This window comes from Amycolatopsis stemonae (genome assembly GCF_054781455.1).
Genome location: NZ_BAAGUJ010000001.1, coordinates 582,633 through 597,477, shown reverse-complemented (window position 1 = coordinate 597,477; position 14,845 = coordinate 582,633). Strand labels below are relative to the sequence as shown.

Below are 14,845 nucleotides of genomic sequence, written 5' to 3'. Positions count from 1 at the left end.
AGACGCGATGAACGATCAGGCCGGGCGTGTGCTCGTGGTCGACGACGACGAGACGGTCCGCGACGTCGTCCGCCGCTACCTCGAGGTGGCCGGGTTCACCGTCGACCAGGCCGGCGACGGCGCGGAGGGACTGGCCCAGTTCGCCGCCCACGAGCCGGACCTGGTCGTCCTCGACGTGATGATGCCGGGGATCAACGGGCTCGAGGTGTGCAAGCGGCTGCGCCAGGTCAGCCAGGTGCCGATCGTCATGCTGACCGCCCTCGGCGAGGAGGAGAACCGGATCGCCGGCCTCCAGCTCGGCGCGGACGACTACGTCACGAAACCCTTCAGCCCCAAGGAACTCGCCCTGCGCGTCGCCTCGGTGCTGCGCCGCGCGCGGATGCCGCGCCCGGAGCCGGCCGCCGCCGAGCTGGTGGACGGGGACCTGCGCCTGCAGATGACCGCGCGCACCGCGACGATCGGCGGTCGCGAACTGCCGCTGACGAGCCGCGAGTTCGACCTGCTGGCGTTCTTCCTGAGCCACCCCGGCGTCGCCTACTCGCGCGCGGACCTGCTCGAGAAGGTGTGGGGCTGGGACTTCGGCGACCAGTCCACCGTGACCGTCCACGTGCGACGGCTGCGGGAGAAGATCGAGCGCGACCCGGCCAAGCCGACCCGGGTGGCGACGGTGTGGGGTGTCGGCTACCGCTACGACCGGGAGCAGCCGTGATCGAACCCGGCGAGTCCTTCTCGGAGACCCTGACGCACCTCTGGCACATCCTGCCGCTGGCGTTGCTCTTCTCCCTGCCGATCGCCGCGCTCGGCGGGGTCGTGCTCTACTTCCTGCGCCGCGGTTCACTGGCCACCACGCTCACCGTGCTGGTGCTGATCCCGGTGCTCGCCACGCTGGTCGGCGTCCTGGGCATCAGCGGGTTCATGTTCACCCCGGCGCTGACCACGATGCTGCTGGTCTGCCTGCTCGTCGCCGTGGTGACGGTGCCCGCCGCGATGATCCTCGGCCGGGCGATCGCGCGCCGCAGTGTGTGGGAGCGGGAGGCACGCGACCGGGAGCGCGCCGCCGAGGCGTCCCGGCGTGAGCTGGTCGCCTGGATCAGCCACGACCTGCGCAGCCCCCTGGCCGGTATCCAGGCGATGGCCGAGGCCCTGGCCGACGGCGTGGTGTCCGAACGCGACGAAGTCGCCGACTACGCCCAGCGGATCAGCGGGGAGACCACCCGGCTGTCGGGGATGGTCGGTGACCTCTTCGAGCTTTCCCGGATCACCGCCGGTGCCCTCGAGCTGACGATGTCCGCGGTGCCGCTGCGGGACGTCGTCAGCGACGCCGTCGCCGCCCAGGCCCCGGTCGCCGAGCAGAAGCGCGTCCGGGTGCTCGCCAACGCCTCGACCTGGCCGGTCGTCACCGGCAGCGACCCGGAACTGGCCCGGATCGTGCGGAACCTGGTGTCCAACGCGATCCGCCACACCCCGCCGGACGGGACGGTCGCGGTGCAGATCGGCGTCGACGGCGACGAAGCCCTCCTCGCCGTCGACGACTCCTGCGGGGGCATCCCGGCCGACGAGATCAACCGGGTCTTCGACGTCGCCTTCCGCGGGACGCAGGCCCGCACGCCGGAGCGCGGCGGGACGACCAGCGGGGGCGGGCTCGGCCTGGCCATCACCAAGGGGCTCGTGGAGGCCCACCGCGGGAAGATCGGCGTCCACAACCACGGTCCCGGCTGCCGGTTCGAGGTCCGGCTGCCGCTGGCGATGCCCTAGCGCCGTCCGCGTCAGACCGGGGCGCGCAGTTCCGCTGTCGCGAAGTCGGCGATGCCGGACTCGAAGCCGATTTCCGCTGTGAAGCCGAGCAGGTCGCGGGCGCGCGCCGGGTCGGCGACTACGTGGCGGACGTCGGCCGCGCGGGCGCCGCCGACCACCTTCGGCTTCGGGCCGTCGCAGGCCCGTGCCAGCTCCTCCGCCAGTTCGCCCACGGTGTGCGGGGTGCCGGAGCAGACGTTCACCGGGGTGATGTCGGCCGCCGGGCCGGCCGTCCCGAGCGCCAGGACGTTCGCCCTCGCGACGTCGTGGACGTGCACGAAGTCGCGCTGCTGGCGGCCGTCCTCCAGCACCTGCGGTGCCTCGCCGCGCACCAGGGCCGAGCGGAACAGCGATGCCACCCCGGCGTACGGGGTGTTCTGAGGCATTCGCGGGCCGTAGACGTTGTGGTAGCGCATCGCCCACACGCTGCCGCCCGTCTGCCGCGCCCAAGCACCGGCCAAGTGCTCTTGGGCGAGCTTCGTCGCCGCGTACGTGCTGCGCGGGTTCAGGGGCGCGTCTTCGGGCACCAGCTGCCAGCCCAGCTCGGTGCCGCAGGCCGGGCACCGCGGCTCGAACCGGCCGGCGTCCACATCGGACGCGCGCCGCGGCGACGGCGGGACGACGCCGTGGTCCGGGCACGCGTACCGGCCTTCGCCGTAGACGACCATCGACGACGCCAGCACCAGCTTCCGCACCCCGGCCGCGTGCATCGCGGCCAGCAGGACCGCGGTGCCGTAGTCGTTGTTCAGGGCGTACGAGGGTGCGTCGGACGGGTCGACGCCGTGGCCGACCACCGCCGCCTGGTGGCACACCGCGTCGACGCCGTCCAGCAGCTCGGCGACGATCTCGGTGTCGGTGACGTCGCCGCGCAGGAACCGGTGCCGGCCGGTGTACGACGGCGGGACGGGGGAGCCGTGGGCCGTCGGGAGGAGGTTGTCGAGCACCACGACCTCGTCGCCGCGGTCGGCCAGGAGGTCGGCGATGTGGGACCCGATGAAGCCGGCTCCGCCGGTGATCAGTACGCGCACACCGGCCACGCTAGGGGCGCTCGCCGGGGCCCGCCGGGGCGCGCGCCGTCACGTCACGGAATCGTCAGAACTCACCCGGCACCTCCCGGCGCCAGAAGGGTGAAACCGACTACGGTGGGCGCCATGGAACGGAGTGCACAACGGCTGGGCCGGGCCCTCGTGGTCATCGTGGACGATCGCGTGGCGCACGGCGAGCACGAGGACACCAGCGGCCCCTTGGTCACGGAGCTGCTCGAAGAAGCGGGCTTCATCGTCGATGGTGTCGTGGTCGTCGAGGCCGAGACCGCGGGTATCCGCAACGCGCTCAACACCGCCGTGATCGGCGGCGCCGACCTGGTGATCACGGTCGGCGGCACCGGCGTGCTGCCGCGTGACCGCACGCCGGACGCCACCGCCGGCGTGCTCGACCGGCCGATCCCGGGCATCAGCGAGGCCATCCGGGCGTCCGGGCTGGCCGCCGGAGCCGTGGACGCGGGGATCTCGCGCGGGCTCGCCGGGGTCTCGGGCAGCACGCTCGTGGTCAACCTCGCCGGGTCGCGCTCCGCGGTGCGCGACGGGATGGCGACGCTGACCTCGCTCGTTCCCCACGTGATCGACGAGCTCTCCGGCCTCGAAGAGGTCTGAACACGCTTTCGCCGGGCCGGGGTGGAGGTGTCCGCCCCGGCCTGATGCCGTTCGCTCTGGAGTTGTCAAAGAACACGTCGTGGGAGACTGGGGGCATGGCCGGACCCGAACCCGATCCCCAGAGCCGCAGCGAGCAACGCCGGCGGGTCGACGAGATCTTCGGGGACGTCCTGCCCGACACGACTTCCGACGAGCGGGACGTGGAGCGGCGCACCGGGCTCCCGGACGACTGGTACCGGGAAAACCGGCCGCCGCACCACGATCGCTGACGGCTTCAGCCGTCGCCCTTTTCGCGCTGGGCCTGGGCGCGCAGCAGGTCGCGGATCTCCTTGAGCAGCTCCACGTCGGTCGGCTCCGAGGGACCGGGCTCCTGGCCGCGCTTGCGCCGTTCCTGCAGGTGCTTGACCGGCAGCACGATCACGAAGTACACCACCGCCGCGACCAGCACGAAGTTGATCGCCGCGTTGATCACGCCGCCGAAGTCCAGGAACGTCGCGTCGTTGTTCGCGAAGATCTGGTAGCCCAGGCCCTTCGCGGCGTCCGTGCCGCCGATCGTGCTGATCAACGGCTTGATGAGGCCGTTGGTGAACGCCGTGACGATCGCCGTGAACGCCGAGCCGATGACCACCGCGACGGCGAGGTCGACGACGTTGCCGCGCATCAGGAAGTCTTTGAAGCCTTTGAGCACTGGTACTCCTCACGAAAGGGCGGTGGGGCTTGCGCTAGCGGAGAGTAACCGTTACCGGACGCTCCAGTGAAATCGCCGCCACCCTCGTCGCGGTCTCCTCCGGTAGCCGGAGCAGCACCAGCGGGCCCTTGTCCGGTGGAGCCGCGGCCTTCGGCACAGGTGCCCCGACCGCGACGACCGTCGCGCCCGCGGCCAGCACGGACGCGGGCGCGCCCGGTTCCGGCGCTGCCACGACGTCGACGCGCCGGCCCGGCTCCAGCAGCGCCACGACGGCCGCGTCGGCGAGCCGGACGGGCACGGTCGCCGTTCCGGGTTCACCCGGCGTGGGGAGGGTCGGCGCCAGCCGGACGTCGGTCAGGGGCTCGCCGGCGCGGACGGCGCCCGCCAGCAGACGCCCGTCGACGCCGTCGAGGGAGCCGAGCGCGCCCTCGGGACGTGCTTCACCGGGGAGATCGGCCAGCCGGAGGTCGGCGGCGTGGAGTGTCGCGCCGGACGGGAGGTCGTGCGCCGCGACGACGGTCGGAGTCGTCGGCGCGCCTCGCGCGGAGCCGGGGTGTGCGAAGAGCAGTGCACCCGCCAAGAGCAGGCCGGCGGCGAGCCAGCGGCGGATCAGCCGCGTCCGCGGGCCTTGCAGGCGGGTGAGAACAGGTGGGTGGAACTTCGCCAAGACGTCCACGGCGCCCCCTCGGTCGGATCGGGTGCGGCGGTGTGCCGCACGAGATCGACGTTAGGGAAGCCGGACGGACCGCCGGAAGGGCCGCGTCCGGCACCTGTGGACAACCGGGGTGTTGTGGACAACTCCGCGCGTCAGGACGCGGCGGCGGCCGTTTTCGTCGTACCCGAGGAGGATGATGCCGAGCTCGTGTCCGACTTCGACTCCGTCTTGGTCTCGGTCTTCGCCGGCGTCGCGGCGGTGCTCGACTTGGCCGAGTCACGCGAATCGGTGCGGTAAAAACCGCTGCCCTTGAAGACCACGCCGACCGAGCTGAACACCTTCCGCAGGGTGCCGGAGCACTGCGGGCACACGGTCAGGCTGGGGTCCGAGAACGACTGCACGGCTTCGAACCGGTGGTCGCATTCTTTGCAGGCGTACTGGTACGTAGGCACTGACGGCTCCTTCACTGGCACTCATCCGACTAGAGTGCCAACACGATTGTGCTGGATGACATTCCCCGAAGGCAATTCCTGATTGCTCACATCGGCAGGTCGAGCACGCCGCGAGCCGGTGTCAGGGCCCCGGTCATCCGCACGTCGTGCGGTTCCCCCGGCAGCCACTCGACCAGCTCTTCGTCCCGGACGACGGCCAGCAACGCCGCGCCGGGCGCGGCGAACACCAGCGAACGGTCGTAGTGACCCGCGCCCCGGCCGAGCCGGACGCCGCGGTGGTCGACGGCCAGCGCGGGCACCAGGACCAGCTCCGCCGCGCCCACGGCCCCGGTACCCAGGCGTTTCCCGCCCGGTTCGCGGATCCCGCGGAACCGGCTGGGCACCAGATCGGCCTCGCCCGTGTACTCGGCCCAGTCGAGCGGGTCCGCCCGCGACACGATGACCGGCAGCAACACGCGCGCGCCCGCGGCCGCCAGCGCGTCGACGAGGGCCGTCGTGCCCGGCTCGGTGCCGAACGGGAGGTACGCGCACACCGTGCCGGATGTGACCTTCGACACCGCACTGACCAGCGCCGATGCCTCGGCGGCGCGGGATTCGGCGCTCTGGTCGGCCCGCGCGCGCGTCAGCCGTTCGCGCCACTCCGCCTTGCTCGGGTGCTCATTGCCCAGCACGTGCATGACCTCACGTTAGGCTTTGCGCCCATGACGGGCGCCGCAACCACCCAGACGTTCAGAACCGCCATCGTGCCGGCCGCCGGCCTCGGGACCCGCTTCCTGCCGGCGACCAAGGCGGTGCCCAAAGAGCTGCTCCCGGTGGTGGACACACCGGGCATCGAGATGGTCGCGGCCGAAGCCGCCGCCGCGGGCGCGGAACGCCTGGTCATCGTGACCTCGCCGGGCAAGGACGCCGTCGTCCGGTACTTCGAGAAGCAGCCGGAGCTGGAGCAGAACCTCGAGGCCAAGGGCAAGACCGAGCTGCTGGAGAAGGTCCGCCGCGGGTCCGGCCTGCTGGCCGTCGAGACCGCCGTTCAGGAGCAGGCGCTCGGCCTCGGCCACGCCGTCGCGCAGGCCGAGCCGAACCTGGCCCCGGACGACGAGGCCGTCGCCGTGCTCCTCCCGGACGACCTCGTGCTGCCCACCGGCGTGCTCGAGCGGATGAGCGCGGTCCGCGCCCAGTACGGCGGCAGCGTGCTCTGCGCGTTCGACATCCCGAAGGCCGAGATCTCGCCGTACGGCGTCTTCGACGTCACCGACACCGAAGACGGCGACGTCAAGCGCGTGCACGGGATGGTCGAGAAGCCGAAGCCCGAGGACGCGCCTTCGACGTACGCCGCGGCCGGGCGCTACCTCCTCGATCGGGCGATCTTCGACGCGCTGAAGCGGATCACCCCGGGCAGCGGCGGTGAGCTGCAGCTGACCGACGCGGTCGCGCTGCTGATCTCCGAAGGACACCCCGTGCACGTCGTCGTGCACCGCGGCGGACGCCACGACCTGGGGAATCCGGGTGGTTTCCTGCGCGCCGCGGTCGATTTCGCGCTTGAAACGCCCGAGTACGGTCCATCTTTACGGGCGTGGTTGACGGAACGGATCGGGACAGAACGCCCATGACGGAATCCCTCGACGCGGCGAGGCCCGAGGTGGCCGGGGACGAGGCCGAGTTCCGCTCGGTCGACTCGCAGATCGCGATGACGCTGGACGCCGCCGTCCGGCCCCGGCCGGTGCGGGTGGCGATCTCGGAAGCCCAGGGCCTGCTGTGCGCCGAGGAGGTGGTCGCCGAGCACGCGCTGCCCGGGTTCGACCAGGCCGCCGTGGACGGGTACGCCGTCCGCAGCGTCGACGTGCGCAACGCCGGGCAGGAGCCGGTGCAGCTGGTGGTCGTCGGCGAGATCGCGGCGGGCTCGCGCCAGCCGCGGCGACTCCAGCCCGGGCAGGCGGTGCGCGTCGACACCGGCGCGCCGCTGCCGACCCTGGCCGACGCCGTCGTGCCGGTCGCGTACACCGACGGGCACCAGGCCAAGGTCACGGTGCACCGCTCGGTGCCGTCGGCGGGGTACGTGCGGCGGGCCGGCGAGGACGTCCAGATCGGCGACGTCGCGGTGCGTCGCGGCGACACGATCGGCTCGGCGCAGGTCGGCCTGCTGGCCGCGGTCGGCCGGGCGAAGGTGCTCGTCTACCCGCGGCCGCGGGTGTCGATCGTCTCGGTCGGCGACGAGCTGGTCGACATCGACCGGACGCCGTCGGTCGGGCAGGTCTACGACGTCAACTCCTACGCGCTGGCCGCGGCCGCCCGGGACGCGGGCGCCGAGGTCAGCCGGGTCGGCATCGTGCCGAGCGAGCCGAAGCGGCTGCGGGAGATCGTCGAGGGCCGGCTGCTGATGTCGGAGATCGTCGTGGTCGCGGGCGGTGCCGGTGGTGCCACCGGCGACGAGGTCCACGCCGCGCTGTCGGACCTCGGCCGGATCGACATGACGCGCGTCGCGATGCACCCCGGCTCGGTGCAGGGGTTCGGCCGGCTCGGCCCGGACTCGGTGCCGACGTTCCTCATCCCGGGCAACCCGATGAGCGCGCTGGTCGTGTTCGAGGTGCTGGTCCGGCCGCTGATCCGCGCGGCGCGCGGGACGCGCAACCCGCACCGGCGGATCGTCGGGGCGCGGCTGCTGTCGCCGATCACGTCGACCGAGGGCCGGCGCGGGTTCCTCCGCGGCCAGCTCCTGCGCGACGAAGCCAACGGCGAGTACCTGGTCCAGCCGCTCGGCCAGTCGGGGGCGCACCTGCTCGCCTCGCTGGCCGAGGCGAACTGCCTGATCAACGTGCCGGAAGAGGCGACCGACGTCGCCGCGGGCGAGCAGGTCCAGGTCACGTTCCTGGCGCAACGGGCCTGATGACTTCCGTGTCGGGCGTGTCCTACCCGGTCGAAAGCCGGCACCCGGGCTGGCCGGCCCGGCTCGGCCCGCTGCGGGTGCCCGCCGGGGTGGTCGCGATCCGGCCGGTGCGGCTGCGCGACGCCGGCGAGTGGAGCCGGATCCGCCTGCGCGACCGGGCGCACCTCGAGATGTGGGAGCCGACCGGCGTCGGCCCGTGGCCCGAACGCAACGCCTTCTGGTCGTGGCCGTCCCAGTGGGCGGCGCTGCGCTCGCTCGCGCGGCGCGGTCAGTGCCTGCCGTTCACGATCACCCTCGACGGGCGGCTCGCGGGGCAGATCACTGTGGGTAACGTCATCCGGGCGTCCCTGCGCTCGGCCTGGATCGGCTACTGGGTGGCGTCCGACATCGTCCGCGGCGGGGTCGCGACGGCCGCCGTCGCGCTGGTCACCGACCACGCCTTCGGCCTCGGCGGGCTGCACCGCCTGGAGGCCACCGTCCGGCCGGAAAACGTCGCCAGCCTGCGCGTTCTCACCAAGGCGGGCTACCGGCAGGAAGGCCTGTTCGAGCGCTACCTCGACGTCGCGGGCGCCTGGCGGGACCACTACTGCTTCGCGGTCACGCGCGAAGAGACCGGCGGCGGCCTGGTGTCGCGCCTGGTCGCGGCGGGCCGCGCCGACTACGCCTGACCGTGACTACCCAACGGGGTCCGTGAGCGCGTTACCACATGCTGTGAGATTCACCTAATCCGGTGAGGCATTTCCGTGATCGAACCCGGCGAGCCTCCGCCCGATCTGTTACTCCTGTGACTAGCGTGATTTCAGGTGAAGGATTCGGGGGAGGTGACGGGAGATGCCCAGCTCCGTGATCATCGTCGCGCTCGCCGCGGCATGGCTCGTCGTTCTCGTGCCCATGGTCGCGCGTAAGCGGCAGCAAGTGGCCCGCACGGCCGACTCGGCGCTGGCCGCCAGGGTCGTGCGCAGTGGACGCAACGAAGACCGGGAGGAATTCGCCATGTCCGACGAGCCCGAGAAGTCCAGGCCCTCGGTCGAGGACGATCTCGCGGAGCTGGAAGCGGACCTCGAACTCGAGGACGACTACGAGGAAGAAGAGGCCGAGCCGCTCCCGCAGCCGTCCCGCGGCTCGCGGCCCGAGCGCGACCGGCCCGGCTACCGCCCCGGCCGCGGCGGCTTCGACCCCGAAGCGGCGGAGATCGCCGCCCGCGCGAAGTACAGCTTCCGCCAGCGGATCGTCGTCATCCTGCTTGCGGCCGCGGTGGTCACGGCCGCCGTGGCGGGTTTCGTCATGCCGATGGTCTGGTGGGGCCATGCGGCCGCCGACGTCGCGCTCGTCGGGTACCTCGTCTACCTGCGCCGCCAGGTGCGGATCGAGGAGGAGATCCGGCAGCGCCGGCTGGCGCGCTTCAACAGCACCCGCGCGCCTCGCCGTTCCGAGCCCCGCCCGGCGTTCGAGGCGCAGCCGGAACCGGAGCCCGAGCCGGCCGAGGACGTCGACGTGATCGAGCCGGTCCGCCGCGAGGTCGTGGAGCGCCGCCCGTCGCCCACTTCGCGAGTCCGGCGGAGCGCGGTGGTCGTCGACCTCGACGACGAGGACCCGGCGTTCGAGGAGCTCGACGAGCCCGGGACCGGGCCTTATCGGCGAGCCGTCGGGGAGTGACCCCCCGGTTCGGGTGCTCGTAGGGCACTGCTAAGCTCTACGAGCACAACCAAGGGGCTGTAGCGCAGTTGGTAGCGCGTCTCGTTCGCATCGAGAAGGTCAGGGGTTCGATTCCCCTCAGCTCCACGTTTTGAAAGGCTCACACCGCGAAGGTGTGGGCCTTTTTCGTTTGCCCGCAGCCGTGACAGGCAGCGTGTCAGTTCGGGGTCAGGGGCGTGTCAGGGGGCCGGATCAGAGTTGCCCCATGACCACTTCGGCGATCACCGCTTCGGGACTGCGGAAGTCCTACCAAGACAAAGTCGTGCTGGATGGCATTGATCTCGATGTTGCCTCCGGCAGCGTTTTCTCGCTGCTTGGGCCCAACGGGGCCGGGAAGACCACCACCGTCAACATCCTCAGCACCCTCAGCAAAGCCGATGGCGGGACCGTGCGCGTCGCCGGGTTCGACGTTGCCCGGGATGCCAAGGCCGTCCGGAAGGCCATCGGCGTGACCGGGCAGTTCGCCGCCGTCGACGAGTTGCTCAGCGGGCAGGAAAACCTGCAGCTCATGGTCGATCTCAGCCCGGGTGCGGACGGCAAGAGCGTCGGTGAGCTGCTCGAGCGGTTCGAACTCACCGAGTCCGCGCGGAAGCCCGCCTCCACCTACTCCGGGGGGATGCGGCGGAAGCTCGACCTCGCCATGACCCTCGTCGGCAACCCGCGGATCATCTTCCTCGACGAGCCCACCACCGGCCTCGACCCGCGCAGCCGGCGGACCATGTGGGCCATCGTGCGCGATCTCGTCGCCGACGGCGTGACCATCTTCCTCACCACCCAGTACCTCGACGAGGCCGACCAGCTCGCCGACCGGATCGCCGTGCTCGACCAGGGACGTCTGGTCGCCCAGGGCACGCCCGACGAGCTCAAGCGCCTGATCCCCGGGACGCACGTGCGGCTGAAGTTCACCTCCGGCGCCGAACTCGACGCCGCCGCGCGGATCCTGCCCGGGTCCACGAAGGACGAAGACGCGCTGGCCCTGCGCGTTCCCGGTGACGGCGGCACCAAATCCCTCCGGACCCTGCTGGACCGGCTCGACGAATACGCCGTCGCCGCCGAAGAGTTCTCCGTCCACACCCCCGACCTTGACGACGTTTTCCTCGCCCTCACGGGCCACACCACGGAGGTCCCGGCGAAATGAGCGCCCAGACTGTCATGCTGCGCCGCAACTTCAAGCACCTCACCCGCAACCCGACATCGGTGTTCAACGCGGTCCTGATGCCGATCGTGATCATGCTGATGTTCGTCTACATGCTCGGAGACGCCTTCGACGTCGGAGTCGATTACGTCGACTACGCGACGCCCGGGCTGATGGCGCTGGCCGTTTGCTACGGGCTCGGCGCCACCGCGACGTCCGTGAACTCCGACATGACCAAGGGCATCATCAACCGCTTCAAGGTCATGGACGTCTCGCGCGGGGCGGTGCTGACCGGGCACGTCGTCGCCAGTGCCCTCACCAACCTGATCGCGATCGTCGCACTCGTCGGTGTGGCCTTCCTGCTGGGCTTCAGCCCGTCCGCGAGCTTCCTCGACTGGCTCGGCGTCGCCGGCATCGTCGTGCTGCTCGCGGTCGCGGCCGGCTGGTTCACCGTCGCGTTGGGACTGTTCGCGAAGTCGCCGGAAACCGCGGGCATGGCCGCCGTCCCGCTGGTCATGCTGCCGTTCTTCAGCAGTGCGATCGCCCCGGCGGACAAGATGGGGCAGGGCCTCCGGCAGTTCGCCGAGTACCAGCCCTTCACGCCGATCATCGAGACCGTGCGCGGGCTGCTCAACGGCACACCCTCGACGGGCTACGCGATCACCGCGGTCGCCTGGTGCGTCGGCATCGGCGTCGTCGGCTACCTGTGGGCGCGCGCCACGTTCAAGAAGCGAGCGTGACCCGGGCGAGCTCGCGCCAGTCGCCTTCCGTCCCCTCCTGAGCCGCCTCGGTGAACTTCGCGTCACCGAGGCGGCTTCGCGCCGCCTGCTCGATGCGCGCGACGTCCGGCTGCGAACGGTCCTGGAGCCCGCGTACGCGGGCGCTCGCCGCGAGCAGGCGCGCGGCCTGCTCGTCGTCCTCGCGACGCAGCGCCAGGTCCGCGATTCCGACGAGCACCTGGGCGATCAGGGGCGCGGTGCCCATGCCGGCTGCGGCTTCGAAGGCCGCGACGCGGTGTTCGCGGGCTTCGGCGATGTCCTCGGCCAGGTAGCCGAGGACGTCCTGGATCATCCCGCGGACCTGCGCCCGTTCCGCGGCGCTGCCCAGCAGCGCGGTCGCGACGTCGAGCTGACGACGGGCCTGCTCGGGGTCACCGCGCCAGCGGGCGAGTTCCGACTTCGTCAGCGCCAACTCGGTGAGGGCGTTCGGCCAGGCGACGCGGGCCGCGGCCCGCTCGGCTTCGACCATCGCGGCCGCGGAGGACTCTTCGTCACCCGAGAGCCAGTGCAGCTGGGCCTGCCGTGACCGCATCCGCACGACGTCCTCGATGGCGCCGACCTCGGTGACGACCGCGATCGCGTGTTCGTAGTGCGCGACCGCGCCGGCGAAGTCGCCGCGCGTGGCGATCCGGTCCGCCAGCTCGGTCAGCGCGAACGAGAGGCCCCAGCGTTCGCCGAGCTCGGTGTACTCGGCGAGGGCGGCCTCGAGGTAGGCGTCCGCGTCCGTGCCTTCCGCGCCGAACTGGATCCGCATCTTGCCGAGCTGCAGCCGGGCGAGGGCCCGCACCCACGGGTCGTCGTCGGTGAGCGGCGGTTCCCACGCGGCGATGAACGCGTCCGGGTCCTGCACCATGCGCTCCAGCGCGGCGACGAGCGCGACCACCGGGTGCCGGGTGGGGAGCCGCAGGCTGATCTCGTGCACCTCGTGGATCCACTCGACCGCCTGGCGCTGGTCGCTTTCGCGGCCCGCGGTCAGGAACCCCGTGACGAACCCGTACACCGTGGCCCGGACGTCCTCGGGGACCTCGCCGGGTACGGCGGTGGCCGCCATGATCAGCTCGTTGCCCTCGGTCTTGTGCCCGCCCAGCCACCAGTACCAGCCCGCGGCCGCCGCGAGCCGCATCGCGCCCGTCGCCTCGCCGGCCGCGAGGGCGCCGCGCATCGCGGCCGCGATGTTGTCGTGCTCGGCCTCGAGCTTGGCCAGCCAGTCCAGCTGCTCGGCGCCGCGCAGGTGCGGGTCCGCCGTTTCGGCCAGCTCGGTGAAGTACGCGAGGTGCGCCTGACGCGCCGAGTCCGCTTCGCCGGCTTCGGCGAGCCGCTGCGCCGCGTACTCCTTGATCGTGCCGAGCATCCGGTAGCGCGGTTCCTCGTCGCCTTCGACGACCACCAGCGACTTCTCGGTCAGCGCGGTCAGCAGGTCTTCGACCACGTCGTTCGCGCAGACGCGCTCGGCCGCTTCGAGCGTCGCGCCGCCGGCGAACACGGCCAGCCGGCACAGGACGCTCCGCTCGTCGTCGGCGAGCAGCTCCCAGCTCCAGTCGATCACCGCGCGCAGCGTGCGGTGCCGCGGCAGCGCGGTGCGGCTGCCGCCGGTGAGCAGGCGGAAGCGGTCGTCGAGCCGGTTGGCGAGCTGCTCCAGCGACATGGTGCGCAGCCGGGCCGCGGCGAGTTCGATCGCCAGCGGCATGCCGTCCAGGGCGCGGCAGACGCGCGCCAAGGTCGACAGCGTCGCGGCGTCGGTCCCGAGGTCCGTGCGCACCGCACTGGCCCGGTCGCGCAGCAGCCGGACGGCCGGCGCGGACTCGATCTTGTCGGGATCGGCGTCTTCCGCGGGCAGGAGCAGCGGCGCGACCGGCCACAGAGCTTCGCCCGTGATTCCGAGGGGCTCGCGGCTCGTCGCGAGGATCCGCAGCCGCCGGCACTCGCCGAGCACGCGGTGCGCGAAGGCCGCCGCGGACTCGATCACGTGCTCGCAGTTGTCCAGGACGAGGACCATGTCGCGGTCGCGCAGGGCCGCGATGACCCGGTCGATCGGCTCGGTGTCCGGGGTCTCGCCGAGCAGCGCGTCCCGCAGCTTCAGCGCGGCGAGCGTCGCCTGGGCGACGTCGCCCTCGGTCGGCGCCAGCTCGACCAGCCACACCCCGTCCGGGCGCTCGCCGAGCAGCGTGCGCGCGGTTTCCGTGGCCAGCCGGGTCTTCCCCGAGCCGCCGGGCCCGACGAGGGTGGTGAGCCGGTGCCCGGCGACGAGGTCGCCGACCGCGGCGACGTCGGCGTCCTTGCCGACGTAGCTGGTCAGCTCGGCCCGCAGGTTGCTCTTCGGGGCCTCTTCGCGGCGACCCAGCTCGCCCCGCAGCAGCGCGACGTGCAGGTCGGACAGCTCCGGCGACGGGTCGACGCCCAGCTCGTCGGCCAGGGTTTCGCGCAGGCGCTCGAACACGAGCAGTGCTTCGCTGTCGCGGCCGCTCGCGACGAGGGCGCGCATCAACGCGCCGACCAGCCGTTCCCGGACCGGGTGCGCGGCGACGAGGTCGGTCAGCTCGGTGACGACCTTCGTGCCGTGGCCGAGGCCGACCTCCGCGTCGAACCGGTCTTCCAGAGCCGCCAGGCGCAGGCCCTCGAGCCGGGTCACCGCCGCGTCGAAGGCCGCGCTCTCCTGCAGGCCGACGTCCTGCATGGCCGCGCCGCGCCACAGCGCGAGGGCTTCGCGCAGCCGCCGCGGATCGTCGTCGTCGCGAGCCTGGCCGACGAGCCGTTCGAACCGGACGGCGTCGACGTCGTCCGGCGTGACGGCCAGCCGGTAGCCGTTCGGCCGGCCGTCGACCGAGCCGTCCGGCAGCACCTTCCGCAGCCGGGAAACCAAGCGCTGCAACGCGTTCGCGGCGTCGGCCGGCGGCTGCTCACCCCAGATCCAGTCGACCAGCGCGGTCTTCGGGACGACGTGACCCGGCTCGAGCGCGAGCGCGACCAGCAACCCGCGCAACCGCGCGCCCGGCACGTCGGCCGAGACGCCGTCGTCCGTGCGAACCTCGAATGGACCCAGCATCCCGATCTGCACCGGGCAAGTCTGCCACGGGCCCCTGTCCGGGCCGTGTCAGCGCCGTGTCAGGCCGTTCG

At 72.1% G+C, this 14,845-nt stretch carries 16 protein-coding genes and 1 tRNA gene; 11 read left to right on the top strand and 6 right to left on the bottom strand.

The features are described from left to right. Positions 1-7: 7 nt before the first annotated feature. Both ACYVLJ_RS02955 and ACYVLJ_RS02950 read left to right on the top strand, forming a co-directional pair. Complete coding sequence (locus tag ACYVLJ_RS02955; protein ID WP_451968560.1) at positions 8-709, top strand: response regulator transcription factor; 702 nt, start codon at positions 8-10, stop codon at positions 707-709. After that, positions 706-1,755: a sensor histidine kinase gene (locus ACYVLJ_RS02950; RefSeq protein ID WP_451968558.1), complete on the top strand. Its 1,050-nt coding sequence runs from the start codon at positions 706-708 to the stop codon at positions 1,753-1,755. Before ACYVLJ_RS02955 ends, ACYVLJ_RS02950 begins: the two co-directional genes overlap by 4 nt. A gap of 11 nt (positions 1,756-1,766) precedes the next feature. On the opposite strand, the gene ACYVLJ_RS02945 is transcribed toward ACYVLJ_RS02950, so the two are convergent. Next, positions 1,767-2,822, bottom strand: a complete 1,056-nt coding sequence (locus ACYVLJ_RS02945) for an NAD-dependent epimerase/dehydratase family protein (RefSeq protein ID WP_460437659.1) — start codon at positions 2,820-2,822, stop codon at positions 1,767-1,769. A 123-nt stretch (positions 2,823-2,945) separates the two neighbouring features. On the opposite strand from ACYVLJ_RS02945, the gene ACYVLJ_RS02940 reads away from it, so the two are divergent. Both ACYVLJ_RS02940 and ACYVLJ_RS02935 read left to right on the top strand, forming a co-directional pair. Further along, positions 2,946-3,446 carry a MogA/MoaB family molybdenum cofactor biosynthesis protein gene (locus ACYVLJ_RS02940; RefSeq protein WP_072476233.1) on the top strand — a complete coding sequence of 167 codons (501 nt, stop codon included), beginning with the start codon at positions 2,946-2,948 and terminating at the stop codon, positions 3,444-3,446. Positions 3,447-3,541: 95 nt separating this feature from the next. Next, positions 3,542-3,715, top strand: a complete 174-nt coding sequence (locus ACYVLJ_RS02935; protein WP_451968554.1) for a hypothetical protein — start codon at positions 3,542-3,544, stop codon at positions 3,713-3,715. 5 nt (positions 3,716-3,720) lie between these two features. Here ACYVLJ_RS02935 and mscL read toward each other — a convergent pair whose 3' ends face one another. From mscL to ACYVLJ_RS02915, 4 genes are all read right to left on the bottom strand, one after another. Continuing rightward, complete coding sequence (mscL, locus tag ACYVLJ_RS02930) at positions 3,721-4,134, bottom strand: MscL family protein (protein WP_460437658.1); 414 nt, start codon at positions 4,132-4,134, stop codon at positions 3,721-3,723. A 34-nt stretch (positions 4,135-4,168) separates the two neighbouring features. Continuing rightward, positions 4,169-4,810, bottom strand: coding sequence for a CpaB family protein (locus ACYVLJ_RS02925; RefSeq protein WP_460437657.1), 642 nt, complete (start codon positions 4,808-4,810; stop codon positions 4,169-4,171). Between the two features lie 131 nt (positions 4,811-4,941). Beyond that, the gene (locus tag ACYVLJ_RS02920) at positions 4,942-5,241 is read right to left on the bottom strand and encodes an FmdB family zinc ribbon protein (RefSeq protein WP_451968548.1); all 300 of its coding nucleotides are present in this window, start codon (positions 5,239-5,241) and stop codon (positions 4,942-4,944) included. A gap of 86 nt (positions 5,242-5,327) precedes the next feature. Further along, a complete protein-coding gene (locus ACYVLJ_RS02915) occupies positions 5,328-5,918 on the bottom strand; it encodes a 5-formyltetrahydrofolate cyclo-ligase (protein ID WP_460437656.1) in 591 nt (196 codons plus the stop codon). Positions 5,919-5,942: 24 nt separating this feature from the next. On the opposite strand from ACYVLJ_RS02915, the gene ACYVLJ_RS02910 reads away from it, so the two are divergent. The 7 genes from ACYVLJ_RS02910 (at position 5,943) to ACYVLJ_RS02880 (ending at position 11,692) form a co-directional block, all read left to right on the top strand. Next, positions 5,943-6,848: a UTP--glucose-1-phosphate uridylyltransferase gene (locus tag ACYVLJ_RS02910; protein WP_460437655.1), complete on the top strand. Its 906-nt coding sequence runs from the start codon at positions 5,943-5,945 to the stop codon at positions 6,846-6,848. Next, positions 6,845-8,122 (top strand): molybdopterin molybdotransferase MoeA, encoded by a 1,278-nt coding sequence (gene glp, locus ACYVLJ_RS02905; RefSeq protein ID WP_460437654.1) that lies wholly within the window; start codon positions 6,845-6,847, stop codon positions 8,120-8,122. Before ACYVLJ_RS02910 ends, glp begins: the two co-directional genes overlap by 4 nt. Further along, positions 8,122-8,790, top strand: a complete 669-nt coding sequence (locus ACYVLJ_RS02900; protein ID WP_451968542.1) for a GNAT family N-acetyltransferase — start codon at positions 8,122-8,124, stop codon at positions 8,788-8,790. The genes glp and ACYVLJ_RS02900 overlap by 1 nt, the downstream gene beginning before the upstream one ends. A 163-nt stretch (positions 8,791-8,953) precedes the next feature. Continuing rightward, the gene (gene sepX / locus ACYVLJ_RS02895) at positions 8,954-9,778 is read left to right on the top strand and encodes a divisome protein SepX/GlpR (RefSeq protein WP_460437653.1); all 825 of its coding nucleotides are present in this window, start codon (positions 8,954-8,956) and stop codon (positions 9,776-9,778) included. A gap of 53 nt (positions 9,779-9,831) precedes the next feature. Next, positions 9,832-9,904: transfer RNA gene (locus tag ACYVLJ_RS02890), tRNA-Ala, on the top strand. 118 nt (positions 9,905-10,022) lie between these two features. Next, positions 10,023-10,955, top strand: coding sequence for a DrrA family ABC transporter ATP-binding protein (locus ACYVLJ_RS02885; protein WP_460437652.1), 933 nt, complete (start codon positions 10,023-10,025; stop codon positions 10,953-10,955). Further along, entirely contained in the window at positions 10,952-11,692 is a 741-nt protein-coding gene (locus tag ACYVLJ_RS02880) for an ABC transporter permease (RefSeq protein WP_451968480.1), read from the top strand. The genes ACYVLJ_RS02885 and ACYVLJ_RS02880 overlap by 4 nt, the downstream gene beginning before the upstream one ends. Here the strand turns inward: ACYVLJ_RS02880 and ACYVLJ_RS02875 are convergent. Continuing rightward, complete coding sequence (locus ACYVLJ_RS02875; RefSeq protein ID WP_460437651.1) at positions 11,676-14,786, bottom strand: BTAD domain-containing putative transcriptional regulator; 3,111 nt, start codon at positions 14,784-14,786, stop codon at positions 11,676-11,678. The two genes, ACYVLJ_RS02880 and ACYVLJ_RS02875, sit on opposite strands and share 17 nt — an antisense overlap. Positions 14,787-14,845: the final 59 nt, after the last annotated feature.

Bases quoted from the DNA above. Each gene is read 5' to 3' on its own strand.
- ACYVLJ_RS02900 (WP_451968542.1), top strand. From the start codon at position 8,122: ATGACTTCCGTGTCGGGCGTGTCCTACCCGGTCGAAAGCCGGCACCCG.
- ACYVLJ_RS02955 (WP_451968560.1), top strand. From the start codon at position 8: ATGAACGATCAGGCCGGGCGTGTGCTCGTGGTCGACGACGACGAGACG.
- ACYVLJ_RS02880 (WP_451968480.1), top strand. From the start codon at position 10,952: ATGAGCGCCCAGACTGTCATGCTGCGCCGCAACTTCAAGCACCTCACC.
- ACYVLJ_RS02935 (WP_451968554.1), top strand. From the start codon at position 3,542: ATGGCCGGACCCGAACCCGATCCCCAGAGCCGCAGCGAGCAACGCCGG.
- ACYVLJ_RS02910 (WP_460437655.1), top strand. From the start codon at position 5,943: ATGACGGGCGCCGCAACCACCCAGACGTTCAGAACCGCCATCGTGCCG.
- ACYVLJ_RS02915 (WP_460437656.1), bottom strand. From the start codon at position 5,918: ATGCACGTGCTGGGCAATGAGCACCCGAGCAAGGCGGAGTGGCGCGAA.
- glp (WP_460437654.1), top strand. From the start codon at position 6,845: ATGACGGAATCCCTCGACGCGGCGAGGCCCGAGGTGGCCGGGGACGAG.
- ACYVLJ_RS02940 (WP_072476233.1), top strand. From the start codon at position 2,946: ATGGAACGGAGTGCACAACGGCTGGGCCGGGCCCTCGTGGTCATCGTG.
- sepX (WP_460437653.1), top strand. From the start codon at position 8,954: ATGCCCAGCTCCGTGATCATCGTCGCGCTCGCCGCGGCATGGCTCGTC.
- ACYVLJ_RS02885 (WP_460437652.1), top strand. From the start codon at position 10,023: ATGACCACTTCGGCGATCACCGCTTCGGGACTGCGGAAGTCCTACCAA.